The sequence below is a fragment of the Cyclobacterium sp. SOCE241 genome (genome assembly GCF_056867545.1).
Genome location: NZ_CP149779.1, coordinates 4,480,329 through 4,505,633, shown reverse-complemented (window position 1 = coordinate 4,505,633; position 25,305 = coordinate 4,480,329). Strand labels below are relative to the sequence as shown.

Below are 25,305 nucleotides of genomic sequence, written 5' to 3'. Positions count from 1 at the left end.
AAAGTTCAATGGAGGCTACCAAAACAGCGGAAAAACCCAAGATAAATGAAATCTATGCTCAGATAGAAGAAATGGAGCATGAGCAGTTGGTCATATGCTATGACAAGTCAACCGGGCTCAAGGCCATCATAGCCATTCACAACACAGTACTAGGTCCATCCTTGGGTGGAACCAGAATGTGGCATTATTCCAATGAAGCAGATGCGATAAAGGATGTATTGAGACTATCTCGGGGTATGACCTTTAAGGCATCCATTTCCGGATTAAATATTGGGGGAGGAAAAGCAGTAATAATAGGAGATCCCTCCCAAAAATCGGAAGCTTATTTGAGACGATTTGGCCGATTTATTGAAAGTTTAGGTGGTCGCTACACCACTGCAGAGGACATGAATACCCACACGGCAGACATGGAATACATTGCCATGGAAACCAAACATGTGACAGGCTTACCTGAAAGTAAAGGAGGTGGAGGCGACCCTTCCCCTGTCACCGCCTATGGTACTTACTTGGGAATGAAGGCTGCTGCTAAACAAGCCTATGGCAATGACTCTCTTGAAGGTAAAAAAATTTTAATCCAAGGCGCCGGTCAAGTAGGCAAACATTTGGCAGAACATTTGAGCAAAGAAAATGCAGTTTTGATGGTCGCAGATATTGATAATGAAAAAGCAGCAAAAGTAGCTGCCACCACCAAGGCGAAGGTAGTAAAGGCTACTGCTATTCAGGAAATTCCAATGGACATATTTGCGCCTTGTGCCATGGGAGGTCAACTGAATGATACCAACATCCCCAAATTCACCTGCGATATAGTGGCTGGTGCAGCCAATAATCAGTTGGAAGATGAGCAGAGGCATGGGCAAATGCTTTTGGATCACGGCATACTCTACGCTCCTGATTTTCTGATCAATGCCGGTGGATTGATGAATGTCTATCAAGAGTATCAAGGCAATTACTCAAAAGCCTTGGCCTTAGAAAAAGCAGAAAAAATCTATGAAACCTGTTTAGATGTTTTTCGTGATGCCACTTCCAGTGGAATTTCTCCACATGAAGCAGCTCTTAAAAAAGCAGTAAAAAGAATACAGGATATCGGGCAATTAAAAATGTCATGGTAAGCAACTTCTTTTTTACTTCATGTAAGATCAAATATTTGTCCTTTGCAGGTACATTTACTAATTTGCAGAAAAATTAGTTTTGGCGTGGAAAGGATGCTTCTGTCCTTTTTGTCAATAAACACTTATCACGTTCTTTAATTTCAGTTAATGTTAAATAGGAGAATCCTCAGAGTAAAAGCATTCCAAACGTTATATGCTTTTCAACAGTGCAAGCATTCCAATGCAAATCTGGCACAAGACTTCATAAGAGAAGCTTTTTTGCCTGACCTTAATTCCATGGAAGTTCAAGACAGAAGTTTGCTTAAAAAGGAAGCAAGTCGATGTATTGAAGTTTTTACAAAAAACATCGATAAGGTTCAATTATCATTGGATAAAGGTGACAATGAAAAGGTAAAAGAAACAGCAGTAAAAGCCATTAGCTTTTATAATAAGAGCAACAAAAAGGATCAGGAGTTTTTACGAACCAATATGTTGGCAGCTGTAGAGAATATTCCTGCATTGTATTTATATGCCATTAGCATGTTGGTCGGTTTTGGGGAACATGTAAGGAAAGAGAAAGTTAAAAAAGAAAATTTGAAGATCAACCTGTTGTTCAGCAAGATTCAGCTTATAATCTTGGCTCCAACAAGGCATTGGGAATAATAGAGCAAAATCATTCATTCAAGAAGGAATGTCTTAGGTTTGAAGTAGATATCGAGGAATTGGAATTGGAAATCAAAGAATGGTATAGAGAATTGGTGAAGCCACATGAGGACTACCAAAAATACCTGACCATAGAAAATCCAAGCATCGAAGATGACAAAGAGATTTTACTGACTATACTAAAAAAGATTATTTTTAAAAAAGAGGCTATATTGAGTTTCTTTCAGGACAAGGACTTGAATTGGACTGAGAACAAATCTATTGTCAGAAGTTTGTCTTCCAAAGTTTTGAAGACCATTAAAGGCACTGAGGAGGAGTCCGATGAAATTCTTCCTGAATTGGCATTGAACTGGGAAGAAGATAAAGAATTCTTTCAAGAAATTTACAATCTCACAGTAGCTTCAGAGAGGGAGTACAGTGAATTAATTGCTACTACAACCAAAAACTGGGAAGTTGAGCGAATTGCCTTAACTGATCGAGTAATACTAATAATGGCATTGTCAGAAATGGTTAATTTTCCAAGTATCCCAACGAAGGTATCTATAAATGAATACATAGATATTTCTAAAACCTACAGTACCCCCAAAAGTAAACAGTTTGTAAATGGACTTTTGGATACTTTATCAAAAGAATTAACCGAAAGCGGAAAAATACGTAAGAGTGGTAGAGGCCTTATAGATAATAAATAGAACATAAAATGGGTAAAAAAAGTAATTCAATATTTGCATTTGCTCTAGGAGCAGGACTGGGTGCTACGCTAGGGGTGCTTTTTGCCCCTGATGCAGGAAATAATACACGAGATAGATTATCCTACAGGTTAGCAAAATATCGCAATGAACTAGAAGATCTAATCAATGAGATGATAGATGAAAAACACCTTCCTGATAATCTTGCAAGATCTGAAGGAGATAAAGTCATTACAGAGGCAAAATCCAAAGCAGAGAATTTGCTAAATGATGTCAATAAGCTAATTGATCAAATCAACAACGACAACAATAAAAATTAAACAGATTATTTATGAAATATTCAAATCTTTCAGTATGGCTTTTGGGCCTCACACTGATTATGGCCGGAGCCTGTGGTGAAAAAGGGAGTGGAAATGATGAGAAAATACAAGAACTAGAGCAAAAGATTTCACAACTTGAAAAAATCAGGTAGTCACTCCTTCTTCTGCACAAAATGTTCAACCTGCAGATCCTGCAACCGTAGGGGCTTTTGATTTTGAAGAAGAAATCTTTGATTTTGGCACCATCGACGAGGGAAAAGTAGTTGAGCATGTATTTAAGTTTAAAAATGAAGGACAGGTTCCTTTAATTATTTCCAATATACAGGCCTCTTGTGGTTGTACTAGCCCTGAATGGTCAAAAGAACCTGTTAAGCCGGGTGATGAAGGTTTCATTAAGGTCGTATTTAACTCTAGAGGAAAATCAGGTGTTCAGAGTCCAACAGTTACAATTCAAGCCAACACTTCACCGAGTGTAACGAGATTAAGACTAAAAGGAACAGTAAATAGATCAACAGGAACATCCACCACACCTAGTGCAGGTCCAGTAAAAAGATAAAAATGTATAATTCAATATTACTTCAAGTAGACGGTGCCGCTGGTAGTGGCATTATGGGTCAGGTATTTCTTTTTGGCAGTATCATTCTGATCATGTATTTCTTCATGATTAGACCTCAACAAAAAAAACAAAAAGAGACTACCAAATTTATCTCCGAAATTAAAAAGGGAGAACAGGTGGTTACCGTAGGTGGAATCCATGGAAAAGTATATGCCGTGGAAGGAGACATTGTAACCATCGACCTGGACAAAGGAATGAAAATTCGCGTGGAAAAATCTGCTTTGTCTCTTGACTATACAAAAAAATTATCCAGTGATAAATAATTTTCTGTACACTTGAGTACACTAAGTAACTATTTCAGGAAATTAAGACGAAAAAACTTCCAATTTGAAGGTGGTAGTATTGTGCGTAGTCACTGCTACCACCTTTTGGTTACTCAATGCCCTAAATAAAGACAATTATACCACTATAGTTAACCAGCCTATATCCATCGATTATGATGAGGAAGAATACATGGCTGTTAAACCTTTACCGCAAGTAATTAAAATTGAGATCAACGGAAATGGTTGGGATCTCTTAAAAAAGCATTTAAATATCAGCCAAAGCCCACTGGAAATCACCCTTGACGACCCTTCACGCCAACCTTTTTTGGTAACAGATCAAATAAGCCAGCAGATGGCCGAACATATTTCAGCCACCAATTTGATACGAATTACCCAAGACACTTTATTTTTTAATATTGACAAAATTGTATCTAAGAAAATTAAAATAATTCCTGATACATTAGCCAACACACTTGCGGTAAATTATGATTATGCCTCCCCTATTGTGGTAGACCCTGAATTTGTAACTGTTAGGGGACCAATTTCAGTCATTGAACAGCTGGATGGCAAATTAATGGTGCCTTTAGCAGATGAAAACATAAAAAATCACTATTCCAAATTACTGCCTTTAGAGCTGGATAAATCCAAGAGAAACTTTCTAAAATTAGATGAAGAAACAGTACAAATAAGTTTTCAGGTAGTCGCTTTTATCGAGAAAACACTGGAATTAGACATTGATCAATTGTATTTTCCAAGTAATGTAAACACCAACAGTGAAGCAAGTAGTGTGAGGGTGGAACTATTGGTGGACGAAAGAAAGCAGAATGAGTTGGAATCCCTTGACCTCAAAGCAATATTAAATTACAATAATAGAAATAGGGAAGACAGCTCCATAGCCGTAACTTTGAATGTAAACCCCACCTATATCCGAGAAGTTTCTTTCACTCCAAGCAGTTTTGATTTGACCTATGAAAAATAAAAAACCTTTATTGATTGGCATTAGTGGAGGAATAGGCGCCGGAAAAACCTTGATTTCAAAAATATTTTCCCTTCTCAATATACCAATTTACAATGCAGATGAGCGGGCCAAATGGCTTATGGTTTACCAGCAAAACTTGAAAAAATATCTCAAAAGAGTTTGGGGAAGAATCCTACGACAAAAATGGAGGATTAAATCGTTCATACCTGGCAAATATTGTTTTCTCTGATGCTGAAAAGACCTCTCGAATCAATAAACTTGTCCACCCAGCAGTTGGCGAAGACTTTAAGCAATGGGCGGATAGGCAGCACACAGCATATGTATTGAAGGAGGCAGCTTTATTGTTCGAAACAGGCGGTTATAAATCGCTAGATTATACCATACATGTTACCGCCTCAGAATCCATTCGAATAGATAGGGTCAGATCAAGAGATCCCCAGCGGAGCAAAAAACAAATCCAACAAATCATTCAGAAACAATTGACTGACAAGGAAAAAATAATCTTGCAGATTATTTAGTCACCAATGATGAATCCATTCTGGTAATTCCTCAAGTAATAAAAATCCACAAGCAATTGCTTAGCAAGACCAATTAAATTTCACTCAACCTAATTTGATCCAGGTAGAACTTCATTCGCGAATGCCTGTGATTTAAAAAATCAATTTTATCAATACGGTCTTGTTTGTGGTTGTAAAAAACCTCAACATATTCATCTCCCAGTAAGTACAAGTTTACCTTATGGGTATAATACCGAATGGCTACCACAAAGATGCCTTCTGTGTAAAGCTTTTGTGTTTTCTTTTGGATACTCAGCCTGTTAAAGTCCTCTTTACTCATCGAATGCTTTGTTAAAGTGATAATAATAGGCTTTTGGGTGAAATGCTAAGCAATAAGGAGAGACTACTGTTTATTAATGAATAAAATTAAAAAATTTAATCAAAAATTACATCCTTAGAGCAAAGTAATTTGATTGAATTAAACTATCTTAACATTTTTAAACTTAAAAAGTGCCTTATGGCTCCTTACTATATTAGGACTAATTTTACCTGCTTATTTAACAAAAGAAGGGACCGCATGAAGGTAATAATTAAGCTGGAATCAAAATGGGTACAAATCCCAGAATTAAGAGATTTGGAAACAGCAAAACAAATTGGATCTAAGGTTTTAGGCTAATAGAGCTTTTTCTCTTTCCCTACAGCATAGAAGGGGTTGACTACAGGCTCTGTTCCTTCGAATAACATATTTCAATTATGACAGGAAAGCATAACAAATACGCTTATTTATTTTTCATTTTTGGTTTAGTACTCCTATTTAATAGCTCTTGTTCTTCAAGCCGAAAAATTCGGCAGAAAAATATTCAACAAGTCATTAACACGGCAAAATCTTATCAAGGCACACCATATAGGTATGGAGGCAATACCCGATCAGGTATGGATTGTTCTGCCTTGGTTTACCTTTCCTTTCAAAGTGTAGGAGTAAAACTTCCACGGGTATCCGCCGAACAAAGTAAAATTGGAAAAAAGATATCAAGAAGTAAATTGGAAAAAGGGGATGTGATCTTTTTTGCTACCGGGAGGAGGAGAAATAAAGTAACCCATGCAGGGATTGTTTTAGAAAAGAGGAGGGGCAAGACTTATTTTATCCATGCTTCCACTTCCTTGGGAGTAACAGAAGACAATTTACAATCGAAATATTGGTCAAAAAGATGGGTAAGGGGAGAAGAATTTTTAGTCAGTAGATTAAAACCTACAAAAAGGGCCGAAAAACAGCAATTAAGTTAATAGTAATATAAAAATTTGGGCCAAAGTTTATTAATTTTTAAAACATCCTTTGGTATTCAGCAATATTAACTAATTTTGCACTCGAATTAAAAAGTATTGTTCCAATTCATCTTAAAATATAACAATGGCGAATACTGGTAAGATAACTCAGGTAATTGGTCCTGTTGTGGATGTTTCCTTTGAGGGAAGTAAACTGCCTAATATCCTTGATGCACTAGAAATCACAAAAGAGAATGGCCAGAAGGTTGTTCTTGAAGTACAACAACACCTAGGTGAAGACCGGGTAAGAACCATTGCTATGGACTCTTCGGAGGGTATGGTAAGGGGTATGGAGGTAAGAGACCTCGGCACACCTATATCAGTACCTACCGGTGACAATATCAAAGGAAGGTTATTTAACGTGGTAGGAGATGCCATTGATGGATTGCCACAACCTGAATCTCAAGAAAAACTTCCTATACATAGATCTGCTCCTAAATTTGAAGATCTATCTACCTCTACAGAAGTTTTGTATACAGGTATCAAAGTAATTGATTTGATTGAGCCGTATGCAAAAGGTGGTAAAATTGGTTTGTTTGGAGGAGCCGGTGTTGGTAAAACAGTACTGATCCAAGAGCTTATCAACAATATTGCGAAAGCATATTCCGGACTCTCGGTATTTGCCGGTGTAGGAGAAAGAACAAGGGAAGGAAATGACCTTCTTAGAGAAATGATTGAATCCGGAATCGTAACTTACGGAGATGATTTCGTTGAATCATTAGAGAATGAAGGTGGTTGGGATCTATCCAAAGTGGATCTAAACAAACTTAAAGATTCAAAAGCGACCTTTGTCTTCGGACAAATGAACGAACCTCCTGGGGCTCGTGCAAGGGTAGCATTGACAGGACTTACTTTAGCTGAATATTACCGTGATGGTGAAGGAGATGGTGCAGGTAAAGATATCCTATTCTTTATTGACAATATTTTCCGTTTTACCCAAGCAGGATCTGAGGTATCTGCACTTTTGGGAAGGATGCCTTCTGCAGTGGGTTATCAGCCTACACTTGCCACCGAAATGGGAGCGATGCAGGAACGAATTACTTCAACAAAAAACGGCTCCATTACTTCCGTACAAGCGGTATATGTACCTGCTGATGATTTGACGGATCCGGCACCTGCAACAACCTTTGCTCACCTTGATGCGCAAACTGTACTTTCAAGAAAAATTGCAGAGCTAGGAATTTACCCGGCAGTGGATCCTTTGGATTCTACTTCGAGAATTCTCGAACCATCTGTAGTAGGTGATGAGCATTACAACTGTGCCACCAATATTAAAGAGCTTTTACAGCGCTACAAAGAGCTTCAAGATATCATTGCTATCTTGGGTATGGAAGAGCTTTCTGAAGAGGATAAAATGGTTGTGCACCGTGCCAGAAGGGTACAAAGGTTCCTTTCTCAGCCTTTCCATGTAGCCGAGCAATTTACAGGCCTTAAAGGTGTGTTGGTAGATATCAAAGATACCATCAAAGGATTCAATATGATCATGGATGGAGAATTGGATCACTTGCCAGAATCAGCATTTAACCTTGTAGGTAGCATTGAAGATGCCATTGCCAAAGGTGAGAAAATGTTGGCAGAAGAAAAAAATAGCCATTGATTAGGGTAGTACCGAATATACTACCCTTTAATAAAATAAATCATGCATTTAGAGATCATTACACCTGACCAAAAAGTATTTGAAGGAGAAGTGTCTGAAGCCACCTTTCCCGGAGCTGATGGTTCCTTTCAAGTATTGAAAAACCACGCTGCTATTATATCTGCCCTTGAAAAAGGTGCTGTTTCTTACACCACTACTGAAGGACAAAAGTCATTGGTGGTAGATGGTGGAGTAGTGGAGGTTAATGACAATAAAATTATTGTATTGGCTGAAAAGGTAGTGGATTGATTAACATCTTTTCTCGAAAAAACAAAAAGGGTTTTGAAATTAATTTTCAGAACCCTTTTTGTTTTTCGGGATTTGCCCTATCTTTCTTTCTTGTATTTCCCTAAAGATTCTAAAGCTGATTTAACAGAACCTTTGTCCATCAATAAGGCCTTGGCCTCCTCATAATTATCCATTGTTGCTCGCTCCATAAGCATTTTCACACTTCTATCAACAATCTTGTCATTGATCAATAAAACGTTGACCATTTTATTGTCTTCCACCCTGCCTAAGCGAATCATGCTGGTAGTGGAAATCATGTCAAAAATCATTTTCTGTGCAGTGCCACACTTCATTCGGGTACTTCCGGAAACAAACTCCGGCCCGGTGATTACCTCCACAGGGAAATCTGCATTTGACGCAATGGGTGACTCAGGATTGCTTACAATACAACCTGTTAATACACCATTTGCTCTACATGATTTTAAAGCGCCCAATACAAAGGGAGTAGTCCCACTCGCTGAAATCCCTAGAACAAAATCATTTTCTGAAACCTCATAGCCTTTCAATGCTTCCCATCCGGCATTTGGATCATCCTCTTTTTCTTCTCTCGCCTCGATCAAACGATCCACTCCGCCAGCCAAAATAACATTCACTTTCCCCTTGGGTATTCCGTAAGTGGTAGGAAGCTCTATTGCATCTAATACAGAAAGTCTGCCACCACTTCCGGCACCTAAATAAAATAGCCTGCCTCCATTTTCAAGTTTATCAACAATGTTTTTAATCAACAGGTTGATTTCCGGCAATGCTTTTTCAATGGCAAGGGCCACCTTCTTGTCTTCATTGTTAATATTGGCAGTCAACTCCTCAATGGACATTTTCTCCAAATGCCTGTACAAGGAGGGTTGTTCTGTTATTTTTGTCATTTTATATCAGTTTAAATAAGTTCACAAGAAAATTTTATATCACAGGACTATCGGAGGTTCCTTGAACTCTGTTGCCCGCATCCCCAAAGTTGGATCTCACCTGTTCCAAGTCCTTGTTTAATCGCTGTGTAAATAACGCATAATCGGAACTATGGACCACCATATTCACCCCTCCTTTATCCAAAAAACTTGTCTTTCAATGGTCTCAGAAAAATGAATGCCCACCATCAAGCCTAACTTTCTACTCGTTTGAATGATCTGCCTTACGGCCTTAATAAAATCAGGATGATCATAAGCTTCAGGAATCCCCATACTTACAGACAAATCATGAGGGCCTATAAATACGCCATCAAGACCCTGTAAAGATAATAATTCATCCAATTTCTCCAATGCAGGCACACTTTCAATATTCACTATACTCAGGTGTCCTTTGTTGTATTTGGTCAAATATTCCTCCAGCCCCGGGGGACTTTTTCTCTTCCCTCTAAATACAGATTTAATTTTTCTCCTTTTAAAGGTCTGAATTTGGTTGCACCAATTAATGCTTGAACCTCATGTACGGATTCAACATACGGAATTACAACCCCTGTAGCCCCGGCATCAATGGCCTGGCAAATCAGGTGGTGATCAGCTTTATAAACCCGTACTATGGGAACAATCTCTCTACCTTTATAAGCATCACATAAGACAGCTAGGTCTTTTCGTGAAAGGGAAATATGCTCAGTATCAATAAAAACAAAATCCAAGCCGGAGGTAGCCAGCGCTTTTGGCCACAAGGGATTGTTTGACGTAACACAAGTACCAAGCACCAATTCTCCGGACTGAATTTTATTATTGAAGCTCATTTTTATTTTATTAAAGGGTCGCTGATTACGTTTAGATATCGCCCCATCCAATAAGGCAATAGCCATATATCACCTGCACTATACTCTTGGGTTCCGGCATTACCTCCATCCAAAGTAAATCGATTTCCATTATGTCTACGTATGGCCAATTCATCGGGAGGTAGCACTTCACTTGTGCTTTGTCTTCTAAAATTCTCCTCCAAAATTTCAATGTCTTTTCTATGGCTGTTTTTTGCACTCCAGCTAATCATATCCAATGGGTATTCCTGAAGGTACCAAATTGCCTCTTCAAGATCAAAATCCTCACGATCTACCAATGCCCCGAAGATATTCCACAAACCATCCTTCTCCGGACGTTCGGCCTCCCAATGGTCTTTAATTGCTTGCTTATACTTCTCTTTCAACTCATCCGTAAAGGCATATCGATAAAGCCCCCAGTAACCAAGGAAATACATCTCGTCATCCGAATGATTCCAAGATTCAGATAGCATAGCAGCCCAATCATCACTTCCTTCTTCTGCTTTTCCAATAACTTCCATAGGTCGCATAAGGTTTTCTAAGTAACCATGCTTTTCCATTAAGTTATAAGCCTCCTTTTTGTACATTTCCTTGCCGGTAAAATGATAAGCTGTTTGTAACATGGCAATGATATTGGAGGAGTTTAGTTTCCTGTCGCCAACCATGGTAGGGAAACCATTTACATATTCAGGATTCCACCTTCCCCAGGTGGTATGTTTACCATCATAATCAATCAAGTACCAGTCATTTTCTACGATATGCGTCATCACTTGATCCAATAAGCCTATGGCTTGCCTACGCAATGCTTCGTTGTCTACCAATTCGGCAATTACTCCAAAAACAAATACATGTCCAATTACCTCATCACTGCTTGTGGTAGCTTTCCAGTCCCACTCAGGATCAGCTGCATGCTGCCACCTGTCCGGGTCAGCTAATTTCTCAATATATACTTCTAAAAGAAGGATCTTGAAGGAAGCCCTTCTACCGGATTTATGGTATAAAGCCTCTTTCCATAGCGTCCAATGACTCCTTTTATGTTCTGTAGGGCTTCAGAGATCCGGGTTGCGGCATAATGAAATGCTTCTCCTCCCAAATACATTGAAGGTCCATAAGCCGTCATTGTCTGAATCCGCCAGTCTTCCTGCATCGCTTCTTTCCATTTGGGTGAGGTGGCATTGAAGCCATGTCGAATATGGCGATGTCTTACCTGCTTCTCATAATAGGCTGCTTTTTCTGCCAAGCGTTTGGGACATAAACACCAACTTCCCAGCCCCTTATCTGTCAAGATCAACACTTCATCTGCATTTTTTTGGCTGATATGCAATACCTTGTCTCCGGGTAACCACCTGCTCACCAAAATAATAATTAAACTTGCCGTCTTCCCTTCAAATGCTCCTTGCTCTGAGCCAAACCGCCAGCAAGCCGTTGATTTCTGTAAGGCTGGTCAGTACAGCCATGGCAAAGCCTGCTGCTTTGTCCCCACTTTTTTATCGCTAAGTAAGTCCCATTCAAAATAGCCATACTTTTGGTACCTACGGCAAGTTTATTTTTCCCTTCACGTACTACAAAACTGGTAAACCCTGCTCCTCTGTAAGAATTGTTAATTTTGTATCGGCAGGTGAAAAAGACATCAACTTGTTTTCTGCCAATAGTAAAACCTTTCAGAGGAGGCATCATAGGTGATTTCTATTACCGGTGATCCACTGATCTTGCCCTTATAGGAAACACCTTCCTTATTTACCGCGGATATTTTCTCCATCTGAAACCAAAAAGGTGAAGTCTTTTCCATGAGCAAAACAGCTGCACTTGCCAACTCATGTTTTAAATAAAAGGCTCCGGCCCAAGCATTGCTAAATACCGCTTCGGTCATCCAAGTATACAAATTGATCGCATACAATAAAGTTGATTCCTACAATATTTTTGTCTTTCATGGCCAGGTAGGTCTTGTCCGGTGTCAAGGTTCCCGGATATAAAAAAGCACCTGCATGCGGTCTTAACAGTCCTGATTGGCCTAATATCTGAATGGTACCATTCCTGTCTGCATAGACCTTTTTCTAGCCTAGAAGCCCCTTCGGAATAATATTTAATGGCATACTCCTGAACAAAAGGAACATCTTGGTGAACCCTTCGGCTGTTGGATGGCAATTGTTGCCCTTGTACTTGCAAGAAGCCAAGAAACAAACCAACAATAATGAGAAGCTTTAAATTTATTTTTTTCATATTAAAATAAAATGGTTGATAAATAATAGACAGGTAAATCAATTGCAAATTAGTAGCAGAAAAATTGGAAGATCCTATTCCTGATACAGGCCATAAATAAATTTGTCCGCCCTGTTATAAAACATGAGCGGACAAACAATTCCCTAAATAAACAGAAAGTTAATTATTACAATGCCTCTTAATAAGCTAACGATCCACTCTTTAGTAATACAGCAATTGATTATAGATGTACTATTTCAATTATGTTTTGTTGATGAGGGGCTAAAATAAGGTTTGAATATTGTCTAATAACATTTCTATACCCTTTACCTCATTCTAGTATTGGTTAATTGCTAACCGGCTTGCTTATTACCTCAAGGTATCTCCCCATCCAGTACGGTAGAAGCCAAATATCACCGGCACTCATTTCTTCTTTTCCATCTCTTCCCCATCCAGCTCAAACCTATTGCCATTGTGACGGCGCATTTTTAATTCATCTGGTGGAAGCACCTCTTTGGTGCTTTGGTTCCGAAAATTTGGTTCCAATAGTTCAATGTCTTTTCTATGGCTATTTTTAACATTCCAATTAATCATATCCAATGGGTATTCCTGAAGGTACCAAATAGCCTCTTCAAGGTCAAAATCCTCTCGATCTATCAATGCTCCAAAGATATTCCATAAGCCATCCTTCTCCGGACGTTCGGCCTCCCAATGGTCTTTAATTGCTTGCTTATACTTCTCTTTCAACTCATCCGTAAAGGCATATCGATAAAGCCCCCAGTAACCAAGGAAATACATCTCGTCATCTGAGTGGTTCCATTTTTGAGACAACATTGCTGCCCAATCATCGCTTCCTTCCTTGGCTTGTCCTATTTCCCTCATCGGACGCATCAGATTTTCTAAGTAACCATGCTTATCCATTAATTTGAAAGCTTCCTTTCTATACATTTCCTTTCCGGTAAAGTGATAGGCTGTTTGTAACATGGCAATGATATTGGAGGAGTTTAGTTTTCTGTCACCAACCATGGTAGGAAAACCATTTACATATTCAGGATTCCACCGTCCCCAAGTTGTATGTTTACCATCAAAATCAATCAGGTACCAATCATTTTCTACAATATGCGTCATTACTTGATCCAGTAATCCTATGGCTTGTTTGCGCAAAGCTTCGTTGTCTACCAGCTCAGCAATCACTCCAAAAACAAATACATGACCTATTACTTCATCACTACTTGTAGTAGCTTTCCAAACCCATTCGGGATCTTCAATATCTTGCCAATGTTTAGACCCTCCAAGCTGATCTTTGAAGCACTTCTGGAAAATGACCTTGCAGGAAAACCTTCCAATATCATTGATAGTATACAGTCTTTCCATGGCATCTAATGATTCTTTCACATTTTGCAAGGCTTCTGGAGAACCGGTAGTTGCGTAACGGAAAGCTTGCCCGCCCAAATACATAGAAGTCCATAAGCCGTCATTGTCTGAATCTTTGATCCTTCCAGTATTAAAATTACCCTTCTCCATGTGGGTGAGGGTGGCATTGAAGCCATGTCGAATATGGCGATGTCTTACCTGCTTCTCATAATAGGCTGCTTTTTCTGCCAAGGTTTGTGACATAAACACCAACTTCCCCAGCCCCTTGTCTGTCAAGATCAACACTTCATCTGCATTCTTTTGGCTGATATGCAATACCTTGTCTCCGGGTAACCACCGCTCACCAAAATAATAATTAAACTTGCCATCTTCCCTTTCCATGAATGCTCCTTGCTCTGAGCCAAACCACAGCAAGCCGTTGATTTCTGTAAGGCTGGTCAGTACAGGCCAATACGGCTGTTCGCTCCCAATTTTTTTATCGCTTAGTAGGTCCCATTCAAAATAGCCATCTTTGGTACCTACGGCAAGTTTATTTTTCCCTTCACGTACTACAAAACTGGTAAACCACCGCCCTCTGTAAGAATTGTTAATTTTGTATCGGCTGGTGAAAAAGACATCAACTTGTTTTCTGCCAATAGTAAAAACCTTTCAGAGGAGGCATCATAGGTATTGATTTCTATTACCGGTGATCCACTGATCTTGCCCTTATAGGAAACACCTTCCTTATTTACCAAGTGGATATTTCCACTCCATCTGAAACCAAAAATGTAAAGTCTTTTCCATGAGCAAAAGAGGCTGCACTTGGTAATTCGTGTTGGAGGTATAGGCTCCCTGCCCAAGCATTGCTAAATACTTGCTTGGTCATCTAATTAATACAATTGATCTGCTACCGTGCTGATTCCTACAATATTTTTGTCTTTCATGGCCAGGTAGGTCTTGTCCGGTGTCAAGGTTCTGATATAAAAAAGCTGCATGCGGTCACCAACAGTCTGATGATACTATTGTAAATGGTCTCGCTCCTGTCTGCATGGTCTTTCTAGCCTAGTAGCCCCTTCGGAATAATATTTAATGGCATACTCCTGAACAAAAGAGACATCTTGGTGAACCCTTCGGCTGTTGGATGGCAATTGTTTGCCCTTGTACTTGCAAAAGCCAAGAAACAAACCAACAAAAACAAATAGTTTTAAGTGTAAGTATTTCATGGTAAATTAATGTGGTTAATAATTTAAAGTGTATGAGTCCTTGATAGTGCGACAATATCAAAATCATACCGGCTATATATTCATTATTACTAGAAAGGGTATAAATAAATTTGTCCGCCCCGTTATAAAACATGAGCGGACAAAACTTACCTAACCTAACTACTAAAGCTTAATCTATCTTACTTGAATCAAGTAAGTGATTGAGTTATATATAATACATAATACCTTTCAATATGGGCTACTTGCTTTAAAAGTTTTTTGGATCAATTTTTAAATATTTTATGGATTTACCTTTTTTATTCAAATGGTAGGAATAAGTGACATGTACCATTCCATCTGTATCCTGTATCATAGAAGGGTAAGAGAAGCCGCCAACCTCTTTCTTTTCATCTTCCAAATAAATCTTTCCTCTCCATGTTTGCCCTTCATCATCTGAGATGTATAAAGAAATCCTGTACCTGCCATCATCTATATCATTTCCTAAGAAAAGCCAGGTACCACTGTCCAATACCAGCAGTTCTACACTTGCAGTATTCGGTATGCTGGTTTTCTCTGAAGCAGACCAAGTCATTCCATCATCTTGGGAGTAGCTTTTATGGATTCTGGTAGGAGCATCTCCACTATCCCTCATTATGGCCATAATTTCGCCACTTTCTCTTTGCCCCAGTGCCGGCTGAATGGGACCTCTTCCCACCAAGGGCTTGCTCGGAAACCAGGTGGCCCCATCATCATCAGAAATGGCCATCATGGAAAAATTAAAACCATCTGAATAAAGGGGTAATAAAATCCTTCCTGAGTTAAGCACAATCGGCTTTATTCTGGTCATCCATCCAATACTGGATTTTTTACTATCCTTGCTGGCCTCAATGATCATTTGGTCATATTGTGGAGCATATTCAGACCACCCAGAGTTATTTTCAGGCAATTCTTCAAATCGTTTGGCAACTTCCTGATGAAATATTTCACCGGGTTTGAGCAGAATATTATCCTGCCAACTCCAAATGGGAGCGCCTGCATTTTCATAACTTGTACTAGTTCTAAACCGCAAAATGGACTGCTCCCATCGGTTGGCCTGAACGGCAATCCAAACCAGAAAGAGCTTCCCTTCTTGATTAAGGAAAAGCACGGGATTACAATCCGGAATATTGGGGGTATCCGCTAATAGAAACGGTTCACCCCATCGGCTATCCTTTTTCTTAGCCTGGCACCCATAATGCGCACATCATCTGCCTTTCGTTCTCCTGAGCCTTCAAACCAAGCTGTGAGTAAGTCCCCATTGGGCAAAGAGACAATACTGCTTCCATGCACATGATTTTGTTGAAGAGGAAAAATCAAGTTTTCGCTAACGACCACTTTATCTTTAGGAATGTACTGGCCAAAAGCAGAAATACTAAGCAAAAATATGCCTATAAAAACTATCTTATTCATTTCACTTTTTTCTTCTTTCCATTACTTCAGACCAGGTGGTTAAAATAATTCCCTCGTCTTCAATGAATTTCTGTAGTTCCGGAGAGGTCATGGCCAGCATATCTGCATACCTGGATTTGCCCGAGCCACTTATTCTGTCAAATGTATTTCGATCTCCGTTACTGTGAACAATCACCATGGCCAAACCGGGCTCCATAAGCCTGAGTAATTCTTTACATTTCTCTACTTTGTAGGCCCCTAACTCCTCATCACTTACTTCATGATCCGGCGTCCAGTTACCACTTGTGGTATGTAAATCATCCAAAACGGGCAAGCCTGCCTCCCACAATTGTTGGGCTACTAAGGGAGTTCTTTCCATAATAGGATTATTGGGCAATTTCATTCCTTCTTTGTATTTGCCTTGTCTTTTGAGTTGTTTGATCAAATTGCTGTTCATGGAAATCCCTAATAATTTATTGTTCCCTCCCGGAAACATTACAGGAATACCATATTCTATCCCCACTTTAATATACCTTTCAAGAAAGGGCGGATGATAAAATAGGGTTCCCATATGACTATCCATATGGGTTGGTTTCAACCCTAGGGACAAAGCACGGTCAATCTGAGCACGGATTTCTATTTCTACTTCATCCGGGCTCGCATTGGCTACAACTTCAGCTACCGAAGGCCACATTGCTCCTTCTTCATCGACCAAGCCCGGTACTGCCGCCTTACCTGCTAGTGGAGGCCATCTGTAATGTTTCCATTCAGAGGTCAATGTCAAATGGAGTCCTGCATCCATAGGATCTTCTTTTGCGTCTTTTACAAAACTCGCGGCCCAAGGGCAGGGCATCATAATGCTACAAGAAGTAGCTACACCAGCATGTATTGATTTTTTAGCTCCTTCATTGGATTCATAGGACATCCCTGCATCATCTACATGAAAGATAACCACCTTCTTCCCTTTAGGAAATCCCAATTTTTCAGCGTAAGTCATTTCTTGTTGGCTAAAAACAGCTTGACCTTGAAGCAATAGAATAAGTAAGCTACAAAATATAGTTCGCATCTAATACTAAAATTTAAATCCCTTCAAGTTTACCTTTCCAAAAAGCAACCGTTTCTCGGTTCCAGGTATAACAAGCGACCAAGTGACCGTCTTCATAAAACATAGCAGGATATGAAAGCTCATCGTCTCCCTCACCCTTTTCTATCTCAAATTTCAAAGGCCAGGTTTTTCCATTGTCTTCAGAAACAGCAATGGAAATGGGGAACCTATCTCCCCAATTCTCAGCAACAGGGTTATAGATCAAAGCAATTTTCTCCCCTTCTATATGGGCAATATCAATTCCACTGTTGTTATTGGGCAATTCAATTTCGGTAACCTCAGACCAAGTTTTACCATAGTCTTCTGAGTCAGACCTACAGATATTTCCTGAGCTACTTCTCATCAGCATGTGTACATGACCAGGTTTTGACTCCCATAGGGCTGGTTGAATTACTCCTTCTCCTGTAATTACTGAGCGATCCATATCCAATTTATCTGTGGCAGTCCAAGTTTTTCCTTCATCCTCAGATCGGTCAACAAATACTGTCCATACTTTATTTTTCTCATCAGAGGCAGGAGCCAGCCAAGTACCGTCAGATAAAACCAACATATGGTTTCTAACAGGACCACGGCCACCTTTATCTCCCGGTACCAATTCTCTTGCTTCAGACCAAGTTTCTCCTCCATCTTCAGTGTATTGCACCCAAGTTTCCCAATAGTCAATTTCCTTTCCTACTTTAAAATACAAATATACTTTGCCGTCTGGGGCATTGAATAAAACAGGATTCCAATGTGGTTCATTTCTTACTTTTACCAATAATTCAGGCTCACTCCAATCTCCGGCTTTACCTTTAGACACCCAAATTCCTACGTCATTGTGCTTTTCATGTGAGCCTGCAAACCAAGCGGTTAAATATTTCCCATTACCTAAGCCGGTAATGGTGGAAGCATGACACTGAGCAAAAGGTCTATCTTCACCAAAAATATGCTCATATTCTTCTGTGGTAAGCTTTGTCTCTTGAACAGCTGTTTCGTCTTTTTCTTCAACTGCTTTGGATGTATTTTCTCCACTGCAAGCTGCACTGATTATCAATAGCGATAAGAGAAAAGAATAACTTAGTAATTTTCGGTAATTTTTCATGGTTTTATCAATGGATTATTTGGATAACTGTCGATGATGTCTCCATCCTCATCTACTGTAATAATATTAAAACTTTTGCCCTGTAGGGTTACGAGTGTAAATGCTCTCACCGATTGTGAGGTCTCTAAATACCAAGTACTTGCCGCATTATGCACGGTTCGGGGCCTGGTACCCCAAGAACCATCACCTATATAGACGATTCCATCCTCATCTACATTATTGTTCTTTATAGGATAGGTTCGTTTGTACGCATGATCGTGATTTTCAAAGGCCAAATTCATACTTGAATTTTCAAATAAAGGAACCCAATGTTTTCGAATCATCGTTTGAGTCGTCCCTGTAAATGATCTGGCCGAAGGGTAAGCCGGCACATGGTAAATGGCCATTATATGTGCAGTGTTTTTTCTTTCTGAAGCGCCAGTTCACGGGCAAGCCAATCCTTCTGTGGCCCATCGATGGCATTGGTGTGGTCCGAATCAAGAAAGAGAAAACTTAGGTAATTGCCAAACTCCAGCACCCCATAGCCCGGTTGTCCGGGGAAAGCAAAGAGATTATAGTAAAAAGGAGCGCTTTCTTTTCTTTTCTCAATTTTCAAATGCTCGGCGATGGATTCATCATCAAAGCCACTTTTGACTTCATGGTTTCCAATTCCTACCATGATAGGAATGATCCGCCCATCGTCTTGTATCAGTGTATTCTTTACAGCTTCAAACCAGGCATACCACCTTTTAACATTTTTTCCGTCTCCATTGGCGTAAGCAAGATCACCTCCAATGATAATAAAGTCTGGATTGTAAGGCAATACTTGAAGGTTGGTTTTTTCCATTACCTTTTGATCATGCATAGTGTCTCCGCCTATCGCAAATTTGATAGGGTTTCTGGAAATATCATTTGGCATGGTTTTAAAATAATATACTTTATCATGGGCTCCGAATTTAACTTCATAGGCTTGGTTTGCCATCAGCCCTTCAAGAAAAACCCGGTGTATTTTACGATCCGAAAATGGGAAATTATTCACTTTACCACTTTTCTCCATCCAATTTTTATCTCCTTTTTTCGATAATATAATGTTTGCGTGGCATTGGATTTTAAATGCCAATCAATTGTCATTGTACTGGTAGGATCTTTTTCCCAGGTTAAATAAATTCCACTAGGTTCTTCCTGCGCATTTATGGTGCCTGCAAATAGTCCCAATAGTGATAAAAAGCATATAAAAATAAGGGCTTTTTACTTTGAAATTGCATTGTTAAAGGATTATTGTTAGTTGTATGCTCGATTAATTAAATTCGATATAATTGTAAAATATATAGACCAGATTATAAAAGACCATTTGGCTTTATTCAAGACTTTGTCATTTTGCTATTTATTATTATTTAAAAATAAAATGATGCTTTAAGATATATAGTCTTGTTAAGATTTCACAGTATTTATAGTTTCTTTAATACCACTGTGGTTGCTCAATTTTCTCAATCCAACAAATACATTACAGTTATTTTCGGTTTCGGACTATTAAAAAAACAATTGCTCTCAAATAGCCCTAACGAACCTTTTTAAGTATATCATTAGAATCTAAACAAATATATAGTTTGATTATCCACTGTTTTTCAGGTAGTTACTAAAGGTTAACTTTTCCTAAAACTTCAATTTTGGGTTGTTAAAAGGTTAAAGTTGAGATATATTTGTCGTTGATTTTTTTTAAAAATACCCGACTTAAAACAATGAACATAGGAATAGATTTAGGAGGAACGAAAATACAGGTAGGTATTGAACATGAAGGAAAAATCATTCACAAGACCAAGGCTCTTTTGAAAGAAAAAAATGACCTTCAGTCAACACTTAACCAGGTGAAACAATTTATTAAACCACTTACTGCCTACGAGGTAGAGGGAATAGGTATAGGTGTACCATCAGTAGTGGATGTGGAAAAAGGAATTGTATATAATGTAACCAATATACCTTCTTGGAAAAAAGTGGCCTTAAAAGATATTCTTGAAAAAGAGTTTAAGCTTCCGGTCTTCGTCAACAATGATGTCAACTGTTTTGCGATAGGAGAGCATAAATTTGGAAAGGGAAAAGACTATAGTAATATGGTAGGCCTATCTATTGGAACAGGATTAGGGTCGGGAATTATAATTAAAAATAAGCTTTATGCCGGGGTAAACTGTGGCGCAGGCGAAATTGGTCTACTCCCTTACCTAAACCATAATATAGAATACTATGCCAGTGGAAACTTTTTAGCGCAGAGTACCAAACCACCGCATTAGATGCCTTTACCGCAGCCAAAAATGGTGAAAAAGAGGCATTGGAGCAGTGGAAAGCCTTTGGTCAACATTTTGGAGCGGCAGTGCAAGTGGTCATGTATACTTATGATCCTCAGGCAATCGTAATCGGTGGTTCAGTAGCCAATGCCTATCCATATTTTGAGGAAGCCATGCGCGAAAGTTTCAGTGACTTTATCTATCCTGAATCATTTAAAAAGTTAAAGATCCACCTGACTAAAAACGAAGACATTGCACTATTGGGAGCTGCTGCCCTTGTAGATTTGCCTGTCAATGCCACCAAAAAAGCTGTTTAATCAGCTCCTTTTTCCCGCTTTTGCAAAAAAACCTCCAAATTTATTATAGAATATTATTGCTACGCATAACCATTTAATGACATGAAAAAAACACACTTATCGTTGCCCTCATATTATTGATTTTTTCGTCATTTCATTTCTTACCAATATTCTTGGACCTATCATTCCTGATATTATTGATAGTTTCACTTTGAGTATTGGGCTGGCAGGTTTTTTACCTTTTTCTTTTTTGTAGCCTATGCAGTGATGTCCATTCCATCCGGAATACTGGTAGAAAAATACAAAGAAAAGAAAATGTTGATCTTTGCATTTACCATGGCATTTATTGGTGCCTTACTATTTGCTTTTATTCCAAGTTTTACCATTGCTTTGACTTCTCTGTTTATCATTGGCATTGGAATGGCCGTTCTACAAGTAGTGATCAACCCACTACTTAGAACTGCAGGTGGTGAAGAGCATTTTGCTTTTAATTCCGTTATGGGCCAACTGGCTTTTGGAGCTGCTTCTTTTCTTAGTCCCATGCTTTACAGCTATTTGGTAACCAATATTCATACCTCAGACAACTCATTGATATTTTCGTTTTTAAACCCTATGGTTCCGGAAAACCTGAAATGGGTCTCATTGTATTGGGTGTTTGCTGCCATAGCCTTTCTGATGGTTATCATTATCTATTTTGCTAAGTTTCCAAAAGTGGAGCTCAAAGAGGATGAGAAAATTGATGTGGGTGTGGCCTTCAAAGAGCTATTGGCCAATAAGTATGTGCTATTGTATTTCTTAGGAATCTTTTGTTACGTGGGAACAGAACAAGGCATAGCCAACTGGATTTCGAAATTTCTCCAGTCTTATCACGGCATAGATCCATCTACTACAGGTGCAATTGTTATCTCTTACTTTTGGGGTTTATTAACTGTAGGTTGCTTATTGGGACTTGTTTTGCTTAAATTTCTTGATAGCCGAACCGTATTGATTTTCTTTACAACCGGAGCCATCTTGGCTTTGTTAGCGGGTCTTTTCGGCCCTGCCAATGTAGCACTTATCGCTTTTCCTTTGACCGGTTTTTTTGCTTCTGTAATGTGGTCCATTATCTTTTCTCTGGCACTCAACTCCGTACCTCAACACCACGGGACCTTTTCAGGGATTCTATGTACGGGAATTGCAGGAGGAGCAATTGTGCCGCTAATAATTGGTGGATTGGCAGAACTTGTAGGACTTAAATTGTCCATGTTATTTCTTTTGATTACTTTAGGATACATCTTAAGCATTGGCATATGGGCCAAACCTTTGGTCACCAATGCTACCAAAAGTTTGAAGGATATCTTTAAGTAAAAAATGTATAAAATTATTTTGCTCTTGGATTTTGCCGAAGAGTACAGTAAGAGTTTATTAAAGGGAATATCAAAATATTCTACTGAGCATGGACCTTGGTCCTATTGCCGCATGCCACTTTACTATAGGGAAACAATAGGTATTAAGGGCATACTCGAATGGGCCAAGGATTGGGGGGCTGACGGTATCATCGGGCAATTATACAATGAGATAGACCTTGACCTTCTTGTCGATTCAAAAATCCCCGTGGTTGCGCAGGATTTTAAAGAGCGATTTACAGAAATTCCAAATATTACAGGTGCTTACCATGAAGCCGGTGAAATGGGGGCTTCCTACTTTCTTAAAAAGGGCTTTAAAAACTTTGCCTTTTATGGTTTCAATGATATTGTTTGGTCCAGAGAACGGGCTGAGGGTTTTGAAAAAAATCAACGCAATGGGCTACAAAGTAAATTACTTTGAGCACAGAAAATCCCGTTCTACGGACTTGTGGTACTACAAAAGTAATTCTTTGAGTAAATGGCTTTTGTCTTTGCCAAAACCCATTGCTCTGATGACCTGTGATGACAACCAAGGGCTCCATATTACCGAAGCCTGCAAGCAAAATAAAATCCGGATTCCTGAAGAAGTTGCTGTTTTGGGCGTAGATAATGATGAAATGCTTTGCGAATTATCAGATCCTCCACTATCAAGTATTGGCTTGGATATAGAAAAAGGGGGTACGATACTGCCAAGTTAATGGAACAAATGATCCAAACCAGTGCTTCAAATTTCTATGATATTCGGGTAAAACCCACCCAAGTCATCACCCGGCAGTCTACCGATATCTATGCAACCAATGATGACCATATCGCTTCATCATTGAAATATATCCATAAAAATATTGAGAAAAACCTCCAGGTAGAAGAAGTAGTAAAGCAGGTACCCCTTTCCAGAAGAAGTCTTGAAAAGCGCTTTTTACAAATTACAGGCTATCCCATTTACAAATATATTTTTAACCTGCGGATAGAAAAATTTACGCAAAAGCTTCTGGAAACTGATCAAACAGTTTTTGAGATTGCCATGGATCTGGGCTTAAATGACAGTAAAAACATTGCCAGGCAATTCAAGCAAGTAAAAGGATGTAATCCTATAGAATACAGAAAGCGATACCTTGCTGGGAAATAAGTCTTCCGCTCTTTTCGCCATCAAAAATATCCTCTACTCAATTAACCGCCAAATAATCCCTCAGAACCGTTCATATAATGCCATTATTTTGAATGGTACTTTTTTGTACCCTTAGGTATACTATAAAAACATACCCAAAATTTCTTCAACCTTTATCCCTTTTCCGGTTATGAAACATTTAGATAAAAACACCATCCTATCCATCATCCTTGCAGGTATGGCTTTAGCCACAGCTTGGGCTATCCGCGGGCAGTTTGGTCATGAACAAGGTGCAGCTTGGGCCGGCGGTATAGGCGCTCTTAGTATACTCCTACTTGCCAAAAGAGAGGACTGGTACAACAAGGCGATCAAAGCCGCTTTTGCCGGGGCTGTGGGATGGGGTTTTGGAGGCATGATGAGCTATGGTATTCTTGTAGGTTATGGCAGGGGCACAGAGTTTTTGAATGTGTATTACGGTCTTTTTAGTCTCTTTATCGTAGGTGGGCTGTATGGATTAGTAGGCGGGGGGCTTTTTGGACTGGCCTTGGCCGATAATCCGGAGAAAAAGTAAAATGGCACCAGCTAATCGTAGAAATGGCCGTAGGTGGGCTGATTTTTATTTCCTTATGGTTGAGCAGTTGGGTTTTGAGATGACTCCTCCAAGGTCAGAGGCCTGGGGTATCTGCGCAGGCTCCGGTTTAGCATTAATTTATTTTCTTTCAAGAAATAAACAATTTAGTGCATTGAGAGTCGCTATTTATGCAGGCCTTGGTGGGGGATTCGGGTTTGCCTTCGGAAATTTTCTTCAAGTTTTAGGAAATGTGGCACAAATCCCCTTTAACATGTGGAATGTTATGGAATATTCACTCGGCTTCTTTGGTGGAGTAGGAATGGCCTATGGCACCTTTACCTCTACATGGAAAGTAGAAAATCAAAACACAAAATTCACCTCCAGTAACCTGATCATTCCTACGGTAGGCCTGGTATTGCTCATACCATTCTTTGTCTGGCATCAATCTTTTCTAATGAAGGACATTACCGAAACACTGGCCGCATTTGTAAATCAGCCGAAAACCTGGAGACTTGTGGTTCAGTTAATTGCTTTATTTATCGTATTAGGCCTTTCTGTCTATTGGATAAAAATAGGTTCAGATAAAAAGAAGCTAGAAAATGCCACCTTTAGTAAAAAAGAGATTTCTTCACTATTTATCAGTTATTTTGGTGCATATATTACTTATACCATACTACTTACAGGATCGTTCTTAAGTTTTTACCGAATTGAGCAGTTCCTCTATATTGTAAATTTTGTGATCATACTTGCGCTAATCCCAAGAAGTCAAGCGCACTTTATTTCCCATCCTGCTAAAACCAGTACTTGGACAAAAATCCTGTTACTGATGTTGGCATTTTTTATATTGCTGGCTTTTATTCTTATCAATAGTCATGGGGATATCGGGCATTCGCACAAAAGGTTTGAATGGATTTGATTGATAAAAAAGGTAAAAAGTAAAATTCTAATCTATGAAGAAAATCAGCCCTTACAGGGGCTGATTTTTTTGTTTTCCACCGGTGAAAACTCCATTTAGAATCAAAGGGTAAAATATTTTTAAGCCTATCCGGCTCTATTAATAAGACTGAATTAAAAAGCATTGGATACCTCAAGCAGGAAATCTCAAAAAACTACCTCTCTGGAGAAACTTCCTATTCCTTAAAATTTGGTTATAGGAAGCAACTCAGTCCTAGGAAGGCTATTTTGGACTTACTAAGAAAAACACATACCCTTTCACCTCTTACTAAAGAGCTTTAAT

Annotated in this window: 35 protein-coding genes and 3 pseudogenes; 18 read left to right on the top strand and 20 right to left on the bottom strand. The window is 39.1% G+C overall.

All coding sequences use genetic code 11. The features are described 5' to 3' along the window. Window positions 1-8: 8 nt before the first annotated feature. The 9 genes and pseudogenes from WG932_RS22765 to coaE all read left to right on the top strand — a co-directional run bounded on the left by WG932_RS22765 (window position 9) and on the right by coaE (window position 5,133). Window positions 9-1,109 (top strand): Glu/Leu/Phe/Val family dehydrogenase, encoded by a 1,101-nt coding sequence (locus WG932_RS22765; RefSeq protein ID WP_483085500.1) that lies wholly within the window; start codon window positions 9-11, stop codon window positions 1,107-1,109. Between the two features lie 147 nt (window positions 1,110-1,256). Further along, a complete protein-coding gene (locus WG932_RS22760; RefSeq protein ID WP_483085499.1) occupies window positions 1,257-1,751 on the top strand; it encodes a hypothetical protein in 495 nt (164 codons plus the stop codon). Next, window positions 1,742-2,440 (top strand): transcription antitermination factor NusB, encoded by a 699-nt coding sequence (gene nusB, locus WG932_RS22755; protein WP_483085498.1) that lies wholly within the window; start codon window positions 1,742-1,744, stop codon window positions 2,438-2,440. Before WG932_RS22760 ends, nusB begins: the two co-directional genes overlap by 10 nt. A gap of 8 nt (window positions 2,441-2,448) precedes the next feature. Then, window positions 2,449-2,757 (top strand): YtxH domain-containing protein, encoded by a 309-nt coding sequence (locus tag WG932_RS22750; RefSeq protein WP_483085497.1) that lies wholly within the window; start codon window positions 2,449-2,451, stop codon window positions 2,755-2,757. An 11-nt stretch (window positions 2,758-2,768) separates the two neighbouring features. Next, a complete protein-coding gene (locus tag WG932_RS22745; protein WP_483085496.1) occupies window positions 2,769-2,909 on the top strand; it encodes a hypothetical protein in 141 nt (46 codons plus the stop codon). Between the two features lie 74 nt (window positions 2,910-2,983). After that, a complete protein-coding gene (locus WG932_RS22740; protein WP_483088706.1) occupies window positions 2,984-3,313 on the top strand; it encodes a DUF1573 domain-containing protein in 330 nt (109 codons plus the stop codon). A 2-nt stretch (window positions 3,314-3,315) separates the two neighbouring features. After that, window positions 3,316-3,636, top strand: coding sequence for a preprotein translocase subunit YajC (yajC, locus tag WG932_RS22735; protein ID WP_483085495.1), 321 nt, complete (start codon window positions 3,316-3,318; stop codon window positions 3,634-3,636). A gap of 70 nt (window positions 3,637-3,706) precedes the next feature. Beyond that, window positions 3,707-4,615 (top strand): YbbR-like domain-containing protein, encoded by a 909-nt coding sequence (locus tag WG932_RS22730; RefSeq protein WP_483088705.1) that lies wholly within the window; start codon window positions 3,707-3,709, stop codon window positions 4,613-4,615. Then, window positions 4,605-5,133, top strand: a pseudogene (gene coaE, locus WG932_RS22725) (dephospho-CoA kinase). Before WG932_RS22730 ends, coaE begins: the two are co-directional and overlap by 11 nt. Window positions 5,134-5,206: 73 nt before the next feature. Here the strand turns inward: coaE and WG932_RS22720 are convergent. Next, a complete protein-coding gene (locus tag WG932_RS22720; protein WP_483085494.1) occupies window positions 5,207-5,452 on the bottom strand; it encodes a hypothetical protein in 246 nt (81 codons plus the stop codon). A gap of 413 nt (window positions 5,453-5,865) precedes the next feature. Between WG932_RS22720 and WG932_RS22715 the strand changes: the two genes are divergently transcribed. The 3 genes from WG932_RS22715 (at window position 5,866) to atpC (ending at window position 8,320) form a co-directional block, all read left to right on the top strand. After that, entirely contained in the window at window positions 5,866-6,396 is a 531-nt protein-coding gene (locus WG932_RS22715; RefSeq protein ID WP_483085493.1) for a C40 family peptidase, read from the top strand. A 124-nt stretch (window positions 6,397-6,520) separates the two neighbouring features. Beyond that, window positions 6,521-8,032, top strand: coding sequence for a F0F1 ATP synthase subunit beta (gene atpD, locus WG932_RS22710; protein WP_483085492.1), 1,512 nt, complete (start codon window positions 6,521-6,523; stop codon window positions 8,030-8,032). A gap of 42 nt (window positions 8,033-8,074) precedes the next feature. Beyond that, window positions 8,075-8,320 (top strand): ATP synthase F1 subunit epsilon, encoded by a 246-nt coding sequence (gene atpC, locus WG932_RS22705; RefSeq protein WP_483085491.1) that lies wholly within the window; start codon window positions 8,075-8,077, stop codon window positions 8,318-8,320. A gap of 77 nt (window positions 8,321-8,397) precedes the next feature. Here the strand turns inward: atpC and WG932_RS22700 are convergent, their stop codons facing one another. The 19 genes from WG932_RS22700 to WG932_RS22610 all read right to left on the bottom strand — a co-directional run bounded on the left by WG932_RS22700 (window position 8,398) and on the right by WG932_RS22610 (window position 19,489). After that, window positions 8,398-9,222, bottom strand: coding sequence for an N-acetylmuramic acid 6-phosphate etherase (locus tag WG932_RS22700; RefSeq protein WP_483085490.1), 825 nt, complete (start codon window positions 9,220-9,222; stop codon window positions 8,398-8,400). Window positions 9,223-9,256: 34 nt separating this feature from the next. Next, window positions 9,257-9,406: a hypothetical protein gene (locus WG932_RS22695; protein ID WP_483085489.1), complete on the bottom strand. Its 150-nt coding sequence runs from the start codon at window positions 9,404-9,406 to the stop codon at window positions 9,257-9,259. After that, window positions 9,388-9,669 carry an aldolase/citrate lyase family protein gene (locus WG932_RS22690; protein WP_483085488.1) on the bottom strand — a complete coding sequence of 94 codons (282 nt, stop codon included), beginning with the start codon at window positions 9,667-9,669 and terminating at the stop codon, window positions 9,388-9,390. The genes WG932_RS22695 and WG932_RS22690 overlap by 19 nt, the downstream gene beginning before the upstream one ends. Beyond that, window positions 9,666-10,067, bottom strand: coding sequence for an aldolase/citrate lyase family protein (locus WG932_RS22685; protein ID WP_483085487.1), 402 nt, complete (start codon window positions 10,065-10,067; stop codon window positions 9,666-9,668). Before WG932_RS22685 ends, WG932_RS22690 begins: the two co-directional genes overlap by 4 nt. A gap of 2 nt (window positions 10,068-10,069) precedes the next feature. Beyond that, window positions 10,070-10,906, bottom strand: a complete 837-nt coding sequence (locus WG932_RS22680; RefSeq protein ID WP_483085486.1) for a hypothetical protein — start codon at window positions 10,904-10,906, stop codon at window positions 10,070-10,072. A gap of 131 nt (window positions 10,907-11,037) precedes the next feature. Then, complete coding sequence (locus tag WG932_RS22675; RefSeq protein WP_483085485.1) at window positions 11,038-11,439, bottom strand: hypothetical protein; 402 nt, start codon at window positions 11,437-11,439, stop codon at window positions 11,038-11,040. A gap of 11 nt (window positions 11,440-11,450) precedes the next feature. Next, window positions 11,451-11,762, bottom strand: coding sequence for a hypothetical protein (locus WG932_RS22670; protein ID WP_483085484.1), 312 nt, complete (start codon window positions 11,760-11,762; stop codon window positions 11,451-11,453). After that, window positions 11,716-11,955, bottom strand: coding sequence for a hypothetical protein (locus tag WG932_RS22665; RefSeq protein ID WP_483085483.1), 240 nt, complete (start codon window positions 11,953-11,955; stop codon window positions 11,716-11,718). Before WG932_RS22665 ends, WG932_RS22670 begins: the two co-directional genes overlap by 47 nt. Next, window positions 11,952-12,305: a hypothetical protein gene (locus tag WG932_RS22660; protein ID WP_483085482.1), complete on the bottom strand. Its 354-nt coding sequence runs from the start codon at window positions 12,303-12,305 to the stop codon at window positions 11,952-11,954. Before WG932_RS22660 ends, WG932_RS22665 begins: the two co-directional genes overlap by 4 nt. 402 nt (window positions 12,306-12,707) lie before the next feature. After that, complete coding sequence (locus tag WG932_RS22655) at window positions 12,708-14,039, bottom strand: hypothetical protein (protein WP_483085481.1); 1,332 nt, start codon at window positions 14,037-14,039, stop codon at window positions 12,708-12,710. Window positions 14,040-14,206: 167 nt separating this feature from the next. Further along, on the bottom strand, window positions 14,207-14,392 hold the full coding sequence (locus tag WG932_RS22650) for a hypothetical protein (protein ID WP_483085480.1): 186 nt from the start codon (window positions 14,390-14,392) through the stop codon (window positions 14,207-14,209). Continuing rightward, window positions 14,386-14,523, bottom strand: coding sequence for a hypothetical protein (locus tag WG932_RS22645; protein WP_483085479.1), 138 nt, complete (start codon window positions 14,521-14,523; stop codon window positions 14,386-14,388). Before WG932_RS22645 ends, WG932_RS22650 begins: the two co-directional genes overlap by 7 nt. 133 nt (window positions 14,524-14,656) lie before the next feature. Then, a complete protein-coding gene (locus WG932_RS22640) occupies window positions 14,657-14,860 on the bottom strand; it encodes a hypothetical protein (protein WP_483085478.1) in 204 nt (67 codons plus the stop codon). Window positions 14,861-15,107: 247 nt separating this feature from the next. After that, window positions 15,108-15,986 (bottom strand): exo-alpha-sialidase, encoded by an 879-nt coding sequence (locus WG932_RS22635; protein ID WP_483085477.1) that lies wholly within the window; start codon window positions 15,984-15,986, stop codon window positions 15,108-15,110. Between the two features lie 32 nt (window positions 15,987-16,018). Further along, complete coding sequence (locus tag WG932_RS22630; RefSeq protein WP_483085476.1) at window positions 16,019-16,288, bottom strand: hypothetical protein; 270 nt, start codon at window positions 16,286-16,288, stop codon at window positions 16,019-16,021. Window position 16,289: 1 nt separating this feature from the next. Continuing rightward, window positions 16,290-17,333 (bottom strand): polysaccharide deacetylase family protein, encoded by a 1,044-nt coding sequence (locus tag WG932_RS22625; protein WP_483085475.1) that lies wholly within the window; start codon window positions 17,331-17,333, stop codon window positions 16,290-16,292. 13 nt (window positions 17,334-17,346) lie between these two features. Further along, window positions 17,347-18,453: a sialidase family protein gene (locus WG932_RS22620; RefSeq protein ID WP_483085474.1), complete on the bottom strand. Its 1,107-nt coding sequence runs from the start codon at window positions 18,451-18,453 to the stop codon at window positions 17,347-17,349. After that, window positions 18,450-18,839: a hypothetical protein gene (locus WG932_RS22615; protein ID WP_483085473.1), complete on the bottom strand. Its 390-nt coding sequence runs from the start codon at window positions 18,837-18,839 to the stop codon at window positions 18,450-18,452. Before WG932_RS22615 ends, WG932_RS22620 begins: the two co-directional genes overlap by 4 nt. Then, the gene (locus WG932_RS22610) at window positions 18,839-19,489 is read right to left on the bottom strand and encodes a metallophosphoesterase family protein (RefSeq protein ID WP_483085472.1); all 651 of its coding nucleotides are present in this window, start codon (window positions 19,487-19,489) and stop codon (window positions 18,839-18,841) included. Before WG932_RS22610 ends, WG932_RS22615 begins: the two co-directional genes overlap by 1 nt. 682 nt (window positions 19,490-20,171) lie before the next feature. Between WG932_RS22610 and WG932_RS22605 the strand changes: the two genes are divergently transcribed. From WG932_RS22605 to WG932_RS22580, 6 genes and pseudogenes are all read left to right on the top strand, one after another. Next, on the top strand, window positions 20,172-20,717 hold the full coding sequence (locus WG932_RS22605; RefSeq protein ID WP_483085471.1) for an ROK family protein: 546 nt from the start codon (window positions 20,172-20,174) through the stop codon (window positions 20,715-20,717). 38 nt (window positions 20,718-20,755) lie between these two features. Beyond that, window positions 20,756-21,028, top strand: a complete 273-nt coding sequence (locus WG932_RS22600; protein WP_483085470.1) for an ROK family protein — start codon at window positions 20,756-20,758, stop codon at window positions 21,026-21,028. Between the two features lie 98 nt (window positions 21,029-21,126). Next, window positions 21,127-22,354: pseudogene (locus tag WG932_RS22595) on the top strand (MFS transporter). A gap of 3 nt (window positions 22,355-22,357) precedes the next feature. Then, a pseudogene (locus tag WG932_RS22590) lies at window positions 22,358-23,518 on the top strand (DNA-binding transcriptional regulator). 169 nt (window positions 23,519-23,687) lie between these two features. After that, on the top strand, window positions 23,688-24,068 hold the full coding sequence (locus WG932_RS22585; protein WP_483085469.1) for a hypothetical protein: 381 nt from the start codon (window positions 23,688-23,690) through the stop codon (window positions 24,066-24,068). A 1-nt stretch (window position 24,069) separates the two neighbouring features. Further along, window positions 24,070-24,984, top strand: coding sequence for a hypothetical protein (locus WG932_RS22580; RefSeq protein WP_483085468.1), 915 nt, complete (start codon window positions 24,070-24,072; stop codon window positions 24,982-24,984). Window positions 24,985-25,305: the final 321 nt, after the last annotated feature.